Annotated in this window: 13 protein-coding genes; 10 read left to right on the forward strand and 3 right to left on the reverse strand. The window is 46.2% G+C overall.

Translation table 11 applies throughout. The features are described from left to right. Window positions 1-42 precede the first annotated feature (42 nt). The 7 genes from ACTRXH_RS11710 (at window position 43) to ACTRXH_RS11740 (ending at window position 8657) form a co-directional block, all read left to right on the forward strand. Complete coding sequence (locus ACTRXH_RS11710; RefSeq protein WP_474282212.1) at window positions 43-1863, forward strand: sensor histidine kinase; 1821 nt, start codon at window positions 43-45, stop codon at window positions 1861-1863. Beyond that, a complete protein-coding gene (locus ACTRXH_RS11715; protein WP_474261210.1) occupies window positions 1832-3379 on the forward strand; it encodes a response regulator transcription factor in 1548 nt (515 codons plus the stop codon). Before ACTRXH_RS11710 ends, ACTRXH_RS11715 begins: the two co-directional genes overlap by 32 nt. A 92-nt stretch (window positions 3380-3471) precedes the next feature. Beyond that, window positions 3472-4344, forward strand: coding sequence for a carbohydrate ABC transporter permease (locus ACTRXH_RS11720; protein WP_474261209.1), 873 nt, complete (start codon window positions 3472-3474; stop codon window positions 4342-4344). An 18-nt stretch (window positions 4345-4362) separates the two neighbouring features. After that, complete coding sequence (locus tag ACTRXH_RS11725; RefSeq protein ID WP_474261208.1) at window positions 4363-5250, forward strand: carbohydrate ABC transporter permease; 888 nt, start codon at window positions 4363-4365, stop codon at window positions 5248-5250. Between the two features lie 27 nt (window positions 5251-5277). Continuing rightward, window positions 5278-6714: a glycoside hydrolase family 1 protein gene (locus tag ACTRXH_RS11730; RefSeq protein ID WP_474277752.1), complete on the forward strand. Its 1437-nt coding sequence runs from the start codon at window positions 5278-5280 to the stop codon at window positions 6712-6714. A gap of 15 nt (window positions 6715-6729) precedes the next feature. Next, the gene (locus tag ACTRXH_RS11735) at window positions 6730-7644 is read left to right on the forward strand and encodes an ROK family protein (protein WP_474282214.1); all 915 of its coding nucleotides are present in this window, start codon (window positions 6730-6732) and stop codon (window positions 7642-7644) included. 170 nt (window positions 7645-7814) lie between these two features. Then, a complete protein-coding gene (locus tag ACTRXH_RS11740; RefSeq protein ID WP_474261205.1) occupies window positions 7815-8657 on the forward strand; it encodes an aldo/keto reductase in 843 nt (280 codons plus the stop codon). Window positions 8658-8728: 71 nt separating this feature from the next. On the opposite strand, the gene ACTRXH_RS11745 is transcribed toward ACTRXH_RS11740, so the two are convergent. From ACTRXH_RS11745 to betB, 3 genes are all read right to left on the reverse strand, one after another. Beyond that, window positions 8729-9937 carry an iron-containing alcohol dehydrogenase gene (locus ACTRXH_RS11745; RefSeq protein WP_474282216.1) on the reverse strand — a complete coding sequence of 403 codons (1209 nt, stop codon included), beginning with the start codon at window positions 9935-9937 and terminating at the stop codon, window positions 8729-8731. Between the two features lie 102 nt (window positions 9938-10039). After that, window positions 10040-11725: a choline dehydrogenase gene (betA, locus tag ACTRXH_RS11750; protein ID WP_474261203.1), complete on the reverse strand. Its 1686-nt coding sequence runs from the start codon at window positions 11723-11725 to the stop codon at window positions 10040-10042. A 207-nt stretch (window positions 11726-11932) separates the two neighbouring features. Continuing rightward, on the reverse strand, window positions 11933-13399 hold the full coding sequence (gene betB, locus ACTRXH_RS11755; RefSeq protein WP_474261202.1) for a betaine-aldehyde dehydrogenase: 1467 nt from the start codon (window positions 13397-13399) through the stop codon (window positions 11933-11935). Window positions 13400-13742: 343 nt separating this feature from the next. Here betB and cudC point away from each other — a divergent pair, with 343 nt between their 5' ends. The 3 genes from cudC to ACTRXH_RS11770 all read left to right on the forward strand — a co-directional run bounded on the left by cudC (window position 13743) and on the right by ACTRXH_RS11770 (window position 18124). After that, entirely contained in the window at window positions 13743-14312 is a 570-nt protein-coding gene (cudC, locus tag ACTRXH_RS11760) for a choline uptake/conversion transcriptional regulator CudC (protein WP_474261201.1), read from the forward strand. 72 nt (window positions 14313-14384) lie between these two features. Next, window positions 14385-16022, forward strand: a complete 1638-nt coding sequence (locus ACTRXH_RS11765; RefSeq protein ID WP_474282218.1) for a high affinity choline transporter 1 — start codon at window positions 14385-14387, stop codon at window positions 16020-16022. A gap of 383 nt (window positions 16023-16405) precedes the next feature. Next, complete coding sequence (locus ACTRXH_RS11770; protein ID WP_474282220.1) at window positions 16406-18124, forward strand: ABC transporter ATP-binding protein; 1719 nt, start codon at window positions 16406-16408, stop codon at window positions 18122-18124. Window positions 18125-18246 lie beyond the last annotated feature (122 nt).

The following is an 18246-nucleotide window of genomic DNA, read 5'->3' on the forward strand; positions in this document are numbered from 1 at the left end:
AGGTTTATCCTCCTTTTTGTTCAAAGAAAGGAGGGCAGGGCAGTGAGTAAAAAGCTTCAAGTAAAGGACTGGAGCCTCAAATCAAAATCAACCATCATATTTCTTTGCCTGGCTACGCTTCCTATCTTAGCAGTAAGCGTTATCTTTTTTTATCAGTCTAACAATATTCTTCGTCAACAGGCCCTTGAAACCTCCAATCAAAACCTTTCTTCCATTGAAGCTGACTTAAGTAACACAATGAGAGAGATTGAGGATATTTCGGAATACATTATATATAATAACGAATTCCATCAGTATTTGACCCTTGAAGACGGAGAAGCCACGGTGGAAGAATTCAGCAACATGAATGAAAATCTGCGCGCATTTTTCACCTTTCATTTAACAAATAAAAGTTATTTTCAGTCTGTTTTTATTGAAGGAGAAAATGGACGTTCCATTATGATGGGGGACTATGTTGAAGACGAAAATGAGAAGTGGGTCAAGGTCTCGAGAGAACTGGAGGGTCGGGTGCTGTGGACAGATCCATACGAAGTGCAGACGGGTTTTCCGGCAGAAGAGAAAAAAGTGATCAGCCTGTTTCGCCAGATTAACAGCAGGTATGATTTTACGAATTCAATAGGAGAGGTACGGATCCACTTAAATGAGCAGCAATTGTATGATTACTTAATGAGCGATCTGGAAAACGACTCCAGCGATTTATTTGTACTGAGGGAAGATGGCACATTGATGCTTCATGCAGACAAAGAAACCGCCGGAAGCTCTTTTTCCGACCAAACACTTATGCGGCGAATAAAAAACGAACAGGAAGAGCCCTTTAAATACAGCTACAACGGCGAAGATTATTACGTTTCCTCCAAGCAGCTCGAAGATTTATATCTTGTTTCTATGGTGAAGGAATCGTATATAGCAACGGAGCTTTCCAATGTACGCCATATTACTGCCGGTATTATCATTGGCACTATTCTTTTAAGTATCCTGGTCATCACAGGCTTTTTCATGTTTGTTTTGAAGCCTATAGGAGCCTTAACACGAGAAATTAAAAGGGTGGAAAAGGGAGATTTTACTGCCCGGGTGGAAGTAGCTTCCAAAGATGAAATCGGTACGCTAAGCAGACGTTTTAACCGAATGGTGCAGGAAATTCAATCATTGATCAATACAAAATATAAATTGGAGCTCAAGACGAAGGAATCAGAGCTGAAGGCGATGCAGAGTCAGATCAATCCGCATTTTCTATATAATACGCTGGACATGATCCGATGGTCAGCGAGGCTGGAAAACGCCCCTAACACTGGTAAAAGCATTGAAGATCTTTCCCGGATTTTCCGGCATACCTTAAGCAAGGGCAACACTTGGGTGGACCTTGAAGATGAATTAATGAGTACGAAAAGTTATTTGGAGCTTCAAAAACGAAGAATGGGGGCAAAACTTCATTACTCATTATTTGTGGAAACAGGACTGGAGCATGTGCCCGTCATGAAAATGATTGTGCAGCCTTTGATTGAAAACAGCATTGAGCATGGAATGGGAGCTAATAAACAGACGATCCATATCGATGTCCGGGCTTATCAGGTGGGAGAGAAGCTTATTATAGATGTCATAGATAATGGGCTGATTGGGGCTTTGGATATTAAAGAATTAAAAAGCAGCTCTCCTGAATCGCGTCAGGGATTTGCGCTGCAAAATATTGAGAAGCGTATTACCACTACTTACGGGGAAGCCTTTGGTTTGAATCTGGTGCCGGCAAAGAAAGGAACGCATATTCAAATACATTTCCCTGTTTTAAAAGAAAAAAATACCGAATCGTACCTCGACCATGAGGAGGGGGAGGCAAATGACAACGAAAATACTGATCGTGGACGATGAACCTATGATCTGCGAAGGGCTTTCTCAAACGATTGATTGGAAAAGCATTGATGTAGAGGTAGAAGGTGTAGCTTATGACGGTATCGAGGCATTGGACATATTAAAAGAGCACAAAATAGATATCGTTCTTACGGATATTACGATGCCTAATATGGATGGCCTTGCTTTAACAGAAGAATTGACAGCGCTCCATCCGGATATAGAAGTGATTATGTTCAGTGGATATGATGAATTCGAATACGCTAGACAGGCTCTCCGCCTGGGAGTGAATGACTTTTTACTGAAGCCAATCGACATTGAAGAGCTGTTAACAATCGTAAAACGACTTCAGCACAAAAAACATTATGATAGTAAAGACTATAATGATCCGGGGGAGAAGCTAAAGCTTGCAGTGCAAAAACAGCTTTTCCGTCACCACATTACAGTTGGAGAAATGGTTCGATGGGAAGAACAGTACGAAAGCTATTACGTAGTGGTTGCAGAAATAAAGGAATATGCCCTTGGGAAAGGACGAATAGAAAAAGAAGGGCAGAAAGAGCAGTTGATGCAGATGTTTGAAGAAAATCTGGCGGTGTGGTCTAAGCAATTCGTCCGCGTATGGAGGCATGAAAATGAATGGATATATATATGCTGTGGGGACGACTCGGGCCTGACTGTAAAGAAAGAACGAATAACGAAACTGCAGGAACAAATCGAAGAGAAAGGGATAAACGTCCAGGCAGCAGTGTCTGCTTCCGGGTCTTTTCAAGATATCCGAAGGCTCTATGAACAAGCGGATACATTTTTAACCAGCATTAGAGGTACCTCTAAACGCGTTACATCCAGGCTAAATGAAAAAATACAGGAACCATCCCTGTCGGTTACAAAAGCCTTTCAGGATCAGCTGGCTGTTTTTATTATGGAAGGACGAACTGGAGAGGCGAAAGAACTTGTACAGAAAGTATTTGACGAATTAATTGAAAAAGATACAGCTGTTGAACCAGCCTTCCGTATGATGAGAGAGCTTGAAGTAGTAATAAAAAACAAGGTGTTTTCCCAAATACAGGAGCGGACGTTTGATATAAATGAGTTTAAGCTTCAGCAGGATGTCGATATGCGTATTTATAATACAGTCGAAGATATTCAAAGCTTCTTCATGGAGGATATGCTTCGCATGGCCGGAGCTTTATCAAACAGAAAAGAAACTAATTGGATCATTGATCAGGTGCTCAGCTACATGAAGCACAATTATCAGCACGATCTGCAGGCAAAAACGATCGCTGAAGATCACTTCATTACTCCAAATTATTTCAGTATATTATTCAAGCAGGAAACAGGATTGAGCTTTTCAGATTATTTAAATACGCTCCGCATCGAAAAAGCCTCAGAGCTGCTGGTCACTACTTCAAACCGGGTATTTGAGATTGCCGAATATGTCGGCTACAGCGAGTACAAATATTTTGTGAAGGTGTTCAAGAAATATAAGGGAACGACCCCTACGCAGTACCGGGCTATGAATACAACAAATACTCAATAAATGTGGATATTATGTTAAAAAAGTCGATTTTTTGTATAAGCCACTCCTTTTATAATCAAAATGTAAGCGTTTTCTAAAAAGGGGTGGGAAAAATGCACTTGCTCAGAAGTCCATGGAAAATTGGTTTAGGTTTGGTGCTGCCATTGATTATTTATATGGTATTTGGCATTATTCCGATTTTTATTTCTTTCTACTATTCTTTTATGGCCTGGGACGGCTTCTCCGCCATGAGCTTTGTCGGAATAGAAAATTACATTACTGCATTTCAGGATTCTACGTTCTGGCTGTCACTGCGTAATAATATTTTAGTGGTGCTTGCCTCTGTACTTGGACAAATTCCAATTGGGCTGGGTCTGGCTCTATTATTAAACCGGAAAATTAAAGGAGCGAAGTTCTTCCGGACGATCGGTTTTCTTCCAGTAGTTATTTCGACCGTGGTCATCTCTATTACATGGAGAATGATCTACAACTCAGAGCAGGGTCTTCTTAATAATTTACTGGAGACTACAGGGCTTGGTTTTCTCCAGCAGAACTGGCTTGGCGACCCGGATTCCGCCATATTTGCTATTTTAATTACGATAGTCTGGCAGTTTGTTGGCTTGTATTTCATTATATTTCTTTCTGCTCTCCAGACGATTCCCAAGGAGCTGCTCGAAGCAGCAGAACTTGACGGGGCAGGGGAATGGCATAAGATCATTCACATTACACTTCCTTCTATCCGAAACGTTATTTTAGTCGCGATTGTCCTGTGCATAAGCGGTAGTTTAAAAACATTTGATTTGATTTATGTTATGACGCAGGGAGGACCCGCGCATTCCACAGAGGTAATGGCTACCTATATGTACAGCGAAACATTTGAAGGTTTGAGCTACGGGTATGGAAGTGCGCTTTCGATTTTAATTCTCGTATTCAGCTTAATCCTGATTTTGATCACGACAAAAGTAATGGGCGTTAAAAGAACATAGAGAAGGGAGAAAAGAAATATGATGGGAAATAAAGTAGAACCAAGAGAAGCGGCTCCCGTAGACCGGGACGCTGTGGCGAAAACAAAAAGAAAACTCCGGCGGACGCTTGTATACATCATTTTAATTTTATTCACCATCGTGAATGCGTACCCTATCTTCTGGATGATCATGAACGCATTTAAAACGAGCCAGGATTTTTCGTTAAATCCGTTCGGGCTTCCGGCTAATTGGGTTTTCGAAAACTTTCAGGATGCGTGGGTAACAGCAAATATCGGTACATTTTTCTTTAACAGTGTATTGGTCGGGGCGGTGGCTGTGCTGATTTCTATTTTTTCCGGCGCACTTGCAGCCTACTTTTTATCCAGGTTTGAATTCCGGGGTAAAAAATTCATTTATGGCTTTCTCGTGATTGGTCTTTTGATCCCGATCCACGCCACACTCGTACCGATGTATATTCTTATGCAGAATTTAGGAATTTTAAATACATACTGGGCATTAATTTTCCCGTATGTAGCGTTTAATCTGCCTATCACAGTATTTTTACTTACCAGCTTTATGAGTTCGTTCCCGAAGGAAATGGAGGAATCAGCAATTATGGACGGGTGCGGGGTCTTCCGTATCTTTTGGTCCATTATTCTGCCAATGACAAGGCCGGCCATTGCTACGGCAGTCATCATCAACTTTATTAATAACTGGAACGAGTTTGCATTCGCCCTGGTGCTTATCAGCGACGAAGCGCTTCAAACACTGCCACTCGGCCTGGCAAACTTTGCAGGAGCCTATACAACAAATTATCCGGCTCAGATGGCAGGGTTAACCCTTGTACTGGTTCCGACAATCATTTTTTATCTGCTGATGGAAAAGCAAATCGTAGAAGGTATGACGCAGGGAGCTGTAAAAGGCTGATATTTTTAAAATGAAGGAGACGAAAATATGTCTACTAAAACATTAACTATTCCAGAAAATTTTATGCTCGGGGCCGCGCTGTCGGCCTGGCAGTCGGAGGGCTGGTCCGGGAAGAAGGAGAGCCAGGATTCATATATGGACCTTTGGTATAAAAATAATCGGCATGTCTGGCATGACGGCTATGGTCCGGCCGTGGCCACGGATTTCCGAAATCGGTACAAAGAAGACATCAGCTACATGAAAACCATCGGTCTGACGCATTTTCGCACCTCGGTGAACTGGTCCCGGTTTTTAACCGATTATGAAAATGCCATTGTTGATGAAGATTATGCTTCGTATGTGGAGGACATGGTGGATGAATTAATCGCCCAGGGGGTAGAGCCGATGATCTGCCTCGAGCATTACGAGATTCCCGCCGAGCTGTTTGAGCGGTACGGCGGATGGGAGTCAAAGCATGTCGTGCTTTTGTTCGAAAAATACGCTGAAAAAGTGATGGACCGGCTCGGGGACCGGGTCAAGCACTGGCTGACGTTTAATGAGCCCATCGTGCCGCAGACCCGCATGTATTTGGATGCGATTCGTTATCCCTTTGAACAGAACACCAAAAAGTGGATGCAGTGGAACTTTCATAAAACACTTGCGACCGCCCGGGTCGTGAAACTATTCCGGGAAAAACAGCTCGCTGAGAGGACTGGAGCGAAAATCGGTGTCATTCTCAATCCAGAAGTCACGTATGCCCGTTCGACAGCGCCTCATGACCAGGAGGCAGCAAACAAGCACGATCTTTTTTTTAACCGGATGTTTCTGGATCCAACGATTAAAGGAGAGTATCCGGAAGAGCTGTATGAGCTGATGCATAAGCACGATATTGCCTTTACCGCGACCGGGGAAGACCTGGATACGATCCGCAGCTATACCGTGGACTATGTCGGACTGAACCTGTATTTTCCTCACCGCGTGCAGGCACGGACGTCCGGGTGGAACGAGCAGGTTCCGTTTCATCCAAGGTACTATTACGATCCCTTCGACCTCCCTGGGAAAAAAATGAATCCCTACCGCGGATGGGAGATCTTTCCGCGTATTATGTACGATATGGCGATCCGCATGAAAGAAGAGTATGGAAACATCGAATGGTTTATTGCGGAAAACGGGATGGGGGTTGAAAACGAGCAGCGGTTCAAAAATGCGGAGGGAATCATTCAGGATGATTACCGGATTGCGTTTATTACCGAGCATTTAGCATGGCTTCTGGCGGCCGTCAACGAAGGCGTGAACTGCCGGGGCTATATGCTTTGGGCCTTTTCCGACAACGTTTCCCCGATGAACGCGTTTAAGAACCGGTACGGGCTCGTCTCCATCGACCTGGAAAATAATCGGGACCGGACCATGAAAAAGTCCGCCTATTGGTTCCAGAATGTGATCAAAACCCGTACACTTAAGGTGGAAGAAGAGCCTTATAAATAAAAGGGCGGGGATAATATGAATACGTATTTAGCAGTAGATCTGGGCGGTACCTTTATAAAATATGCGTTAATCACGGAAGAAGGAACGATTCAATTAAAAGAAAAAACCAAAAGCCCTGTCAGCGTCGATGCTTTAGTAGAAACAGTAGGCCAGCTTTGTGAAAAGCTCTCTCCTATTCAGGCAGTCGCAGTGAGCTCACCGGGTGCAGTAACTGAAGAAGGTATTATAAAAGGATCCAGTGCTCTTCCCTATTTGCATGGTCCGAATATAAAAAAACTGCTTCAGAAAAGAGTGCAGCTGCCGGTTTATATGGAAAATGATGCGAATTGCGCAGCATATGCGGAAGTATGGAAAGGGGCAGGAACCGAAGTCCGGGATATGCTGTCGGTAGTTATTGGAACAGGCATTGGCGGAGCGATTATTAAGGACGGAGTGCTGCACCGGGGAAATAATCTGCACGGTGGTGAATTTGGCTACATGCTGTTAAATGCAGAGGAGTTAGGATTTAGCCAGACGTGGAGCGGATTGGCGTCTACCCAGGCATTGGTACGCCGGTTTGCCAATTCGAAACAAAGAGATCCCGCTGACTATACGGGGGAAGATGTTTTCCGGCTTGCAGATGAACATGATCAGGAGGCTGCAGCAGCTGTAGAAAAATTTTATTACTATGTAGCGGCAGGCATTTACAACCTACAGTACATGTACGATCCGGAATTAATCACTATTGGTGGCGGAGTGAGCGCTCGCGAAGATCTTATTACAAAAGTGAATGAACAATTGGATAGAATGATGGAATCTCTGCCGCTGGGGAAAATCAAGCCATCGGTCGCAGCCTTTAAGTTTCGTCAGCATTCCAACCTCCTCGGGGCTGTGTATCATGGCCTAATGGAGCAGAAGAAAAAAGAACAGCAGAAAAATTCTTCAATATAAACCTTTTATAGTACGGTGAAGATAAAAATAGTATACGTACTGGGGCCAGAAAAGTTTATATTTCTTTTCCGGCTTTTTCTTTAGGTTAATAAACCTTCCGGAAAGGGAAGAGAACTACCGAACAAAAGCATGAACACATTTCGAGCTTTCAGGGAAAGGATGAGTTATTGATGAATAGTTCAATTCCGGAAATCCGTCTGAATGATGGCCTGACGCTTCCAGTCATCGGTTTTGGGACCGCGGCGGTGATTGGAAACGAGGGCGCTAATGCTGTGGACCGGGCGATTCATGCAGGCTACCGTCTGATCGATACGGCATACAACTATGAAAATGAGGGTACGATAGGAGAAGCTGTGCGTCGCAGCTCTGTCCCGAGGCAGGAGCTCCGGATAACGTCGAAGCTGCCGGGACGCTATCAGAAATATGAAAAGGCCGTGCCGGCAATCCAGGAATCGCTGTACCGCGCAGGGCTGGATTACTATGACCTGTATTTGATTCATTGGCCCAACCCGAAGCAGGGGCATTACGTTGAAGCATGGCAGGCACTGATTGAGGCTAAAAAATGGGGACTTGTCCGCTCCATCGGGGTATGTAACTTTTTGCCGGAACACCTGGAACATCTTGAAAAAGAGACAGGCGTGAAGCCGAGCATCAATCAAATTGAACTGCATCCGTATTTTAATCAGGAAGAATCAAGAAAATGGCACGAAAAGCATGACATCCAAACTGAATCCTGGAGTCCGCTGGCAAAGGCGAGCGATGTACTGCAGGATGAGACGCTTCGTAAAATAGCAAATAATCATAATAAAACGGTATCTCAGATTATTCTGCGCTGGCATTATCAGCTGGGCACAATACCGATACCAAAATCAATGTCGCCCCGCCGGCAGATTGAAAACCTTTCGATCTTTTCCTTTTCGCTCGATGAGCGCGAAATGGAAATGCTTGCTTCGTTGACTCAGCCGGACGGGCGCATAAATGATCAGGACCCAGCGGTATACGAAGAGTTTTAAACCTGTGCTATATAATATAAAAAAGCCGGAAAGAGGCTGCTCCTCTTTCCGGCTTTTGCGTAAGGATAATATTAAACGGTTTTTGGCACCTGGTGGAAGCAGCGCTTGTAGATCCACTCGTAGTCGGACACTTTCAAGTCGCGGGGATTGCCCTCTGTCTGCGGGTCATTCATTGCTTCTTTGGCAAGACGCTCGGTCATATCAGGATTTACGCCCTGCTCCTCGAGGGAAGGAATGTCGAGTTCTTCCGCGAGATCATACATATACTGGACAGAAGCTTTAGCTGCTTCTTCGGTGCTCATGCGTACGGTGTCGATGCCAAATGCCTGGGCAACACGTGCAAAACGCTCCGGGGCACCTTTCCAGTTGTATTCCATTACCGGTCCCATCATAGCTGCGACGCACTGGCCGTGTGCTACTGGAATAATACCGCCAAGTGTCTGGCTCATGGCGTGCGCAGCACCGGCAGATTCACTGCCGTAGGAAAGACCTGCAAGCATTGCAGCCTGTGCCATGCCGTAGCGGGCTTCAAGATCTTCACCGTCGGCATAGGCACGGCGGATGTATTTTGCAGCGTACTCAATCGCAAGCAGCGCGACCGCATCTGTCACAGGCTGGGCGAATTTCATTGTATAGCATTCCACTGCGTGAGCAATCGCATCAATACCGGTCATGGCAGTTATATGCGGAGGCATGGAAACGTGCAGCTCCGGATCAATGATGGTTACGTATGCCGGGATGAGCGGGCCGCCAGTGTTAAATTTAAATTCGCGGTCTTCGTCTGTGATCACCGCCCACTGGGTTACTTCAGAGCCAGTGCCTGCTGTTGTCGGTACAGTGATGAATGGAGGAATGCGGCGCTCCAGCGGCTTTTTGCCCTCAGCAGCTTCATAATCTAAAATCGAGCCTTCGTGGGTAGCTTCAACGCCAATCGCTTTTGCGGTATCCATCGAACTTCCGCCGCCGACAGCAATCAGACCATTGCAGTTTTCTGCTGTGTAAAATTTGGAGCCTTCTTCAATAAGGCGTACGGGAGGGTTTGGCTCTACTTTGTTAAAGAGAACGACCTCTACACCGGAAGCTTCAAGGTTTTCGATAACAGGCTTTGTTACGCCTGCATTATGGATACCCGGGTCAGTGACGAGCAGTACTTTGTCAGAGCCGAGGGCTTTGATTTCTTCACCAATATGTTTGATGGCACCGATGCCGTGCTTGATTGCTGTTGGTACTTCAAATGTGTGATAGCTTAACATGCTTTCGACTTTCATGTTCATGCTCATGGGAAAATCCTCCTTAATGAATGAAAAAAGATCCTTTTTTCCAAAGCGAGGGCTTTTACAAGAAGCTGCACTGGATAAAAAGAATCCTTTTTATATTTTATTTTAGGACTTAATTGTCCCTGCATCCGACGGATCAACGCCGTGACGATAAAATTTTGTATGCATCGGTTCGAGCGGCTCACGCTCAAGGATCAGGTCCGCTGCTTTTTCAGCGATCATGAGTACCGGTGCATGAATGTTTCCGTTCGTCACATAAGGCATGACGGAGGCATCCACGACGCGAAGATTTTCGACACCATGTACTTTCAGCGTCTTCGGATCAACAACGGCCATTGGGTCTGAAGCAGGCCCCATTTTCGCAGTACAGCTTGGGTGCAGCGCCGTTTCGGCATCATTCGCAACCCATTCCAGAATTTCTTCGTCTGTCTGTACAGCGTCCCCTGGAGCGATCTCTCCAGAATTGAATGGTTTCATGGCTGGTTGTGCCATGATTTCACGGGAAATGCGGATCGCTTCAACCCATTCGCGTCTATCCTGCTCCGTGGAAAGGTAGTTGTACACCATGCTTGGATGCTCCCTTGGATCCCTGGAGCGGATCTTCAGGCTTCCTCGTGCATCAGAATACATTGGCCCAACGTGCACTTGGAATCCGTGCTTTGTATCTGCTTTCTTGCCGTCATAGCGTACTGCTACCGGGAGAAAGTGGAACATTAAATTCGGATAAGGAACAGTCTCGTTAGAGCGGACAAAGCCGCCTCCTTCAAAATGATTCGACGCTGCGGGACCTTTACGGCCAAGCAGCCACTGCAGACCGATCCAAGGCATTTTCAACTTATTCAAGCTTGGCTGCATGGAAACCGGCTGCGGGCAGGAATACTGAATATATGCTTCCAAATGGTCCTGCAGATTTTCACCGACACCCGGCAGATCAACGACCGGCTCGATTCCAAGCGAACGCAGGTGTTCTGCGTCCCCGACACCGGAAAGCTGAAGCAGCTGCGGAGAATTGATCGCGCCGCCGGAAAGAATGATCTCTCCTGCGTTCACCTTCAGCGTTTTGCCGTTGTGTTGATAGGTTACACTTTCTGCCTTTGTCCCGTTAAAATCTATGCTTTCAACAAACGCACGGGTTCTTACGGTAAGGTTTTTCCGATTCATGACCGGGTGTAAAAATGCCCGGGAAGCAGACATTCTTCTGCCTTTATGGATATGCTTATCAAATGGCCCGAATCCTTCCTGGCGGTAACCGTTCACGTCCGGTGTGCGCGTATAGCCTGCTTCTACAGCTGACTCAAAAAACGCCTCGAACAACGGGCTCGTTGCTGGTCCCCGTTCCAGCTTAAGCGGACCGTCCTGACCTCGGAACTCGTCTCCTTCTTCAGCTGCCAGCGCGTTTTCCAACCGCTTGAAGTATGGAAGACAGTGCGCGTAGTTCCACTCCTCCATACCTTCGTCTGCACCCCATCGTTCATAATCGAGGGGATTCCCGCGCTGATAAATCATGCCGTTAATAGAGCTGGATCCGCCGAGTACTTTTCCTCGCGCATGCTTAATGCGCCGGCCGTTCATGTATGGTTCCGGATCAGACAGATACTTCCAGTCATAGAGACTCTTTCCTGCAGGGAACGGCAGCGCCGCCGGCATCTGAATCAGTAAGTCCCACGCATAGTCACTTCGCCCTGCTTCTAGTACAAGCACGCTATTATTTCTATCTGCGCTTAACCGGTTCGCAAGTATAGATCCTGCACTTCCTCCACCAATAATTACATAGTCAAATGTTTCACTCATATTGTGCACCCCCAAAGATTTTCTTTGTTTAACGATGTGTGTGAAGCTATATAATAACTTTTGATCCAACTATGTTATTTCGTGGAGAGTTATTAATAAAATGATACTTACTCAACATAAAAAAACGAGAAATGATTTATAGAGTTTATGTCTATAGGAAGGCGTCAGCCTGCGTAAGCGGAAGACGTCGTATTTTTTGCTGGTTTTTTAGAAAAAATTCAGAGCTTCCGGGTTCGTGTTACGGAAGATGTGTTTGGTTTCGGTGTACTCTTCCATGCCTACCTTGCCAAGCTCACGGCCGATGCCGGACTGCTTGTAGCCGCCCCAAGGCGCCTGGGCAAAATAAGGATGGAAGTCATTGATCCAGACGGTGCCAAGACGGAGGCCGGAGGCCACCCGCTCGGCTTTGCTGATGTCGGTGGTAAACGTAGCGCCGGCAAGGCCGTACACTGTGTCGTTCGCTTTTTCCACGGCTTCTTCTTCCGAAGTGAAGGTTTCCACGGTAAGTACCGGGCCGAAGATTTCTTCCTGCACGATTCTCATGTCGGAGCGGCAGTCGGTAAAGATTGTCGGCAGAAGAAAGAACCCTTTTTGGAGCGTTTCGTCGTCCGGGCGTCCGCCGCCGACCGCAACGGTTGCTCCTTCCTGTTTACCGATGTCGATATAGTTTTCGACCTTGCTCAGGTGCTCTGCGGAAATAAGCGGTCCCATCTGTGTTTCTTCATTCTGACCGCTGCCGAGACGAATGTTTTTCACCCGATCAACGATCGCGTTGACGAAATCGTCATGGATAGATTCCTCCACCAAAAGCCGTGCTCCGGCGGAACAAACCTGTCCGGCATGAAAAAAAGCGGCGTTTAGCGCCTGGTCCACGGCAAGATCGAAATCCGCATCGGCAAAAACAATGTTAGGGTTTTTACCACCGAGCTCAAGGGCGATTTTTTTCATATTGGAGGTGGCGGACTGCATGATTTTACGGCCGGTTTCAATACCGCCTGTAAAGGAAATCAGGTCCACGTCCACGCTTTCAGAAAGCTCCGCACCGACGTCGGTGCCTTTTCCGAGCACAAGGTTGGCCACGCCTGCCGGAAGGCCGGCTTCTTCCATCAATTGAAATACCTTGACGGTCGTAAGCGGCGTAATTTCACTTGGTTTGACGATAATGGTGTTTCCCGTTGCAATAGCCGGTGCGATCTTCCAGGATGCCTGCAGCAGCGGGTAGTTCCAAGGGGTGATTTGACCGCATACGCCGACAGGTTCACGGACAACTTTGCTGTCGGAATTGGGCAGTGGAGAAGCGATATATTCGCCGCCGTCTTTATCAGCAAGTCCGGCAAAATAGTGGAACACTCCGGCGATATCGTCCATATCAGCACGGCTTTCGGTCATTGTTTTACCTGTATCGAGCGTTTCGAGCTCTGCGAGTTCTTCCTTATCCCGCTCAATGAGCTGGGCGACCTTTAATACATACGCTCCGCGCTCCGAAGCGGAAGTAGCGGCCCATGGTCCTTTGTCAAATGCCCGGCGGGCAGCCTGTACGGCTTTTACAGCGTCCTCACGGGAGCCTTCGGCTGCCTGCGTAATAACGCTTTGGTCAAGCGGATTAATAATGTCCCGGGTTTTGCCGTTAGCAGCGTCGACCCATTCGCCGTCAATATACATGCGAATATCCATATGTGTATGCCTCCTAGTCGTTAACTTTGTTAAAAAAATATTTAACGTTTTGAATAACCTAAATCTATCAGCTTTCAATTATCTTGTCAAAGACCTTCAGGGAAATTTTCATCCAGCGCCCGGAGTCATTACCCTGAAATAAATAAATTTTAAAATTTTTATTAGGCTCTCTCGCGCGTGCGAGTATATCCGAAGCCTTTTTATTTCCCGGGGAATGCACATAAAGATTAGATTCCAATATTTTTGATTAGGCATTTGACAAGAAATTTTTATACGTTAAGATTAGATACTGTGAAGAAAATATTTAACAAATTGAATTTTTTTAATAGAAAAGGAGGGGCCCATGACGGATTCTCATCACCAGGATGAATGGAGGGAGTCACTCGAAGGCGCCAAAGATATTATCATTGATTCCCTGGCTGAAACCATGGATTTGTACGGTGTCACCAGAAGCGTTGGCACGTTGTATGGGACAATGTATGTTGAAGGCGATATGACGCTGGATGAAATGAGAGAAAAACTCGGAATGAGTAAACCGAGTATGAGCACTGGAGTACGAAAGCTTCAGGAGTTCAATGTTGTAAAGAAAACGCACCGGCGCGGAAAGCGAAAGCAGACCTACGTAGCCGAAAAGGATTTTTTCCGTTTTTTCACCAACTTCTTTGCCCAGCAGTGGGAGAGAGAAGTGCGGACGAATTTGAGCGCTATCGAAAGCGCCTGGGAACAATTGGATATGCTGATTCAGTCGGAAGAAGCAGAAGAATCCATAAAAGAAGAAGCCCGGGAGATTCAGCGAATTCTCAGCCAGTCGATCAAGTACTACAAATGGTTGAGTCGTCTCGTGGAGTCTATGGAAACAGGAGAATTATTTAAATATATTCCGATAGAAGAAGATGATGAAAAAGAGAGATAACAGTTTTACTTTATCTCTCCGGAAAATGTTTTCGCAATATTTAGAATTTTATAAAAAATAGAGGTGTTGCTCGTGCTCGAGAAAAATTTAAACTTATTAAAGAGTCTAGGGTTTGTCCTTTTGGTAGCAGCGGTACTGATTTACATAATTGCCACTGGTGACGAAGTAATGTGGAGCGGCTTTATTGCCATGCTCGTTTTTTATGCTTTGATGTATTACGTCGGCGCCTATTTTGCCGCTAAAAAGTCTGATTCTCTCGATGACATGATGGTGGCTAAACGGAGTCTGCCGCTTGTTATCATGATTTTCACGATGGCCGCCACTTGGGTAGGAGGCGGTTATATTAACGGGACCGCAGAATCAACATATGCTGACGGCCTTGTATGGGCTCAGGCCCCGTGGGGTTATGCCCTCAGTCTCATTATCGGCGGTATTTTTTATGCGAGAAAAATGCGCCGTTACGAATTCAAAACCATTATTGATCCGCTCGAGCAGCGGTTTGGCAAGAAAATGGGCGGTCTGCTTTATCTTCCGGCGCTCCTGGGGGAAATGTTCTGGAGCGGCGCGATTCTGACAGCACTAGGCACTACATTCGGTACTATTTTAGGGATCAATTTTACGACGTCGATTGTTATTTCAGCCATTATTGCGATTGCCTACACCGTATTTGGCGGCATGTGGGCGGTTGCCTATACAGATCTTTTACAGATGATTCTGCTGTTGGGTGGTTTGTTTCTTGTGCTGCCGTTTGCCTTTGGCAGCACCGGCAGCCTGAGCGTAAACTGGAATGGTTATCAGGCGGATCTTGGCACCTATGCGAACCTTTTTCCGCCACTTGACGGGTGGAATCATCCGGAATGGGGCAACTATTTCTGGAACTGGTGGGACTATGCCTTTCTATTAATTTTCGGCGGCATTGCCTGGCAGGTGTATTTCCAGCGCGTGCTCTCCGCTAAAGATGAAAAAACGGCTATGTGGTTTTCGATCATTGCCGGTGTAGTATGTATTTTTGCGGCTGTCCCAGCCGTTCTTATTGGTATAATCGGCTATAATGTCGACTGGGCGTCCTTTGGTACTTCAGCACCGGAAACAGCGGCCATGGTACTGCCGGAGGTGCTCCAGCATCTGACGCCGGGATGGGTAGCGGCGATTGGCCTCGGGGCTCTTGCAGCAGCCGTTATGTCTTCCATGGACTCCTCGATTCTGTCCGCATCCTCGATGGCTTCATGGAACATATACCGCCCGCTGCTTCGTCCGAAAGCCTCCAACGATGAACTGAAAAAGGTGATCAAGACCTCGATTGTGATTATCGGGGCGGCTTCTACCCTGATTGCTTTAAATGTTGGAAGTGTATATACGCTGTGGTACCTTGCGTCGGATTTGATTTTTTGTATTTTATTCCCGCAGCTGACCATGGCTCTGTTTTATAAAAATGCGAACGTGTATGGTTCCCTGACAGCATTTATTGTATCTGTCTTTTTGCGCCTTGGCGGCGGAGAACCGTCGATCGGCCTGCCGGTCTTTCTTCCGTACCCAATGATTGAAGACGGGATTGTGCTTTTCCCCTTCCGTACGGTGATCGTTATTATCGCGTTTATTCTTATATTTGTGGTTTCTGAAGCTACAAAGAAAAAGGCTGTTCCAAAGCCGCTTCTCATGCCACATGAACGAGATGACAATGCAGCTTTAGAAAAACAGCCTTCTAAATAAAGTCAAAAAAAGAGCCTGGAAGCAGCAATGCTTTCAGGCTTTTTGGCGTACAGCGCCGCATATACAAAGAAAACAGCTTCTACAGCTGTATACTGAAGCTTAGGAAGTTTTCGGGAAGGTCAACATACCTGATGGCATTCAGTGTATCTATATTAACATATTTCCTTTGTTTGTCTATTAAACACAAAAAAGAATACCGATAATTAATGCTGTTTTTTAGCTAATATTTGCTTTCCATACCGATAAGCGCCTGTTTTCATATTATTTCATGGTTATTTGCATTATATGGAAATAGCCAGGTAGAAAATGATTGAATTTCATCAGCATTTCTATACAATAAAAGAAGTATTTCAACGTGAATTTGATTAGAAGAGGAGACCCTGATGCTTAAACGTTTTTATTCCTATTACCTTCCTCATAAACAGCTGTTTTTCATCGATTTTTTCAGCGCGATCGCTGTTGCAGCCCTGGATCTGGTCTTTCCGCTTGTTGTCCAGTGGTTTATTGATTCCCTGCTTCCCCAGGAGGATTGGAACCTCGTCGTGTGGGTCTCAGCCGGCCTGCTTGCCATCTATTTATTCAGTGCCTACCTGCAGTACATCGTCAATTATCTGGGGCACAAGCTTGGCATTAATATTGAAACGGATATGCGGCGGGAGCTGTTTAAGAGCGTTCAGGGCCAGTCATACCGATTTTTTGATAATACGAAAACCGGCCACATTATCAGCCGTATCACTAACGATTTGTTTGATATTGGAGAGCTTGCCCATCACGGGCCGGAGGATTTATTTATTGCCGTTATGACGTTTGCGGGCGCTTTTACGATTATGTTTTCGATTAATCCGCAGCTTGCCCTTGTTGCTCTTGTGTTTGTGCCATTTCTGATTGCGCTTATTACCTATACGAATATTCAAATGAACAAAGCGTGGACAAAAATGTACGCAGAAATAGGCGACGTGAACGCCCGGGTGGAGGACAGCGTCTCAGGGGCACGGGTAGTACAGTCCTTTACAAACGAAGCCTTTGAAATCGACCGGTTTGCCAAAAACAACAACCGTTACCGGCGGGCTAAGCTCTCGGGCTACCGGACGATGGGACACACCACGGCGACTATTTTCTTAACGACCCGTCTTATGATTCTGGCAGTGCTTGTTTACGGTGCGTGGCTCGTTTACACAGGTGCCATTACAAACGGTGAGTTCGTCGGCTTTATTTTGTACGTGAACGTGCTCTTCAAACCGATAGAAAAAATCAGTGCGATTTTAGAGCTGTATCCGAAGGGCATGGCCGGCTTTAAACGGTTCGTGCAAATGACAGATGCAGAAAAAGATATTGTCGACCACCCTGATGCAGTAGAAGCTCCGGTGCTTACAGGTGACATCAGGCTTGAAGGTGTCACATTTGGGTACCATAAAAGCCAGCCGGTGCTCCGGGACATGAACGTAACGGTACAAGCTGGAAAAACAGTTGCCTTTGTCGGCTCTTCCGGGGCCGGGAAGACGACGATCAGCTCACTGATTCCGCGCTTTTACGACGTGGACGCCGGTGCTGTGACAATTAACGGTATAGACATCCGGAAGATGACAAAGGAATCCCTTCGTTCCCAGATCGGCATGGTGCAGCAGGATGTGTTTTTGTTTAACGGCACGTTGAAGGAAAACATCGCTTACGGGCGATTGACGGCTGAGGAGGAAGAGATTGAAGAAGCTGCCCGGCTGGCGAACCTGGACGGGTTCGTAGAGGAGCTTCCGGATGGGTATGAAACAGAAATCGGCCAGCGGGGGTTAAAGCTTTCCGGGGGCCAGAAGCAGCGGATTGCAATTGCCCGGGCTTTCTTGAAAAACCCGCCGATTTTAATTTTGGATGAAGCGACCTCAGCGCTCGATACGGAAACCGAGGCACTGATTCAGCAGTCGTTGACCCAGCTGGCGGAGAACCGGACGACGATTGTAATCGCCCACCGGCTTGCGACGATCCGGCATGCCGATAATATCGTGGTGGTGACCGGCGGCCGTATTGCTGAGCAGGGGACGTATGAAGAGTTGATCCATAAAAACGGCGTTTTTGCTTCGCTGAACAGTGTACAGCTTGAATATCAATAAAATGTTTTCCTCTCCTGAATTTATATGGAGAGGATTTTTTTATGCCAATGCAAAATAAAAACAGCTTGGAGAACAAAGAATTGCAAAAATGAACCGATAGATAATAGTAGAGGGCCTATTAC

Source organism: Marinococcus sp. LNHM5E3-2.1 (assembly GCF_056034365.1).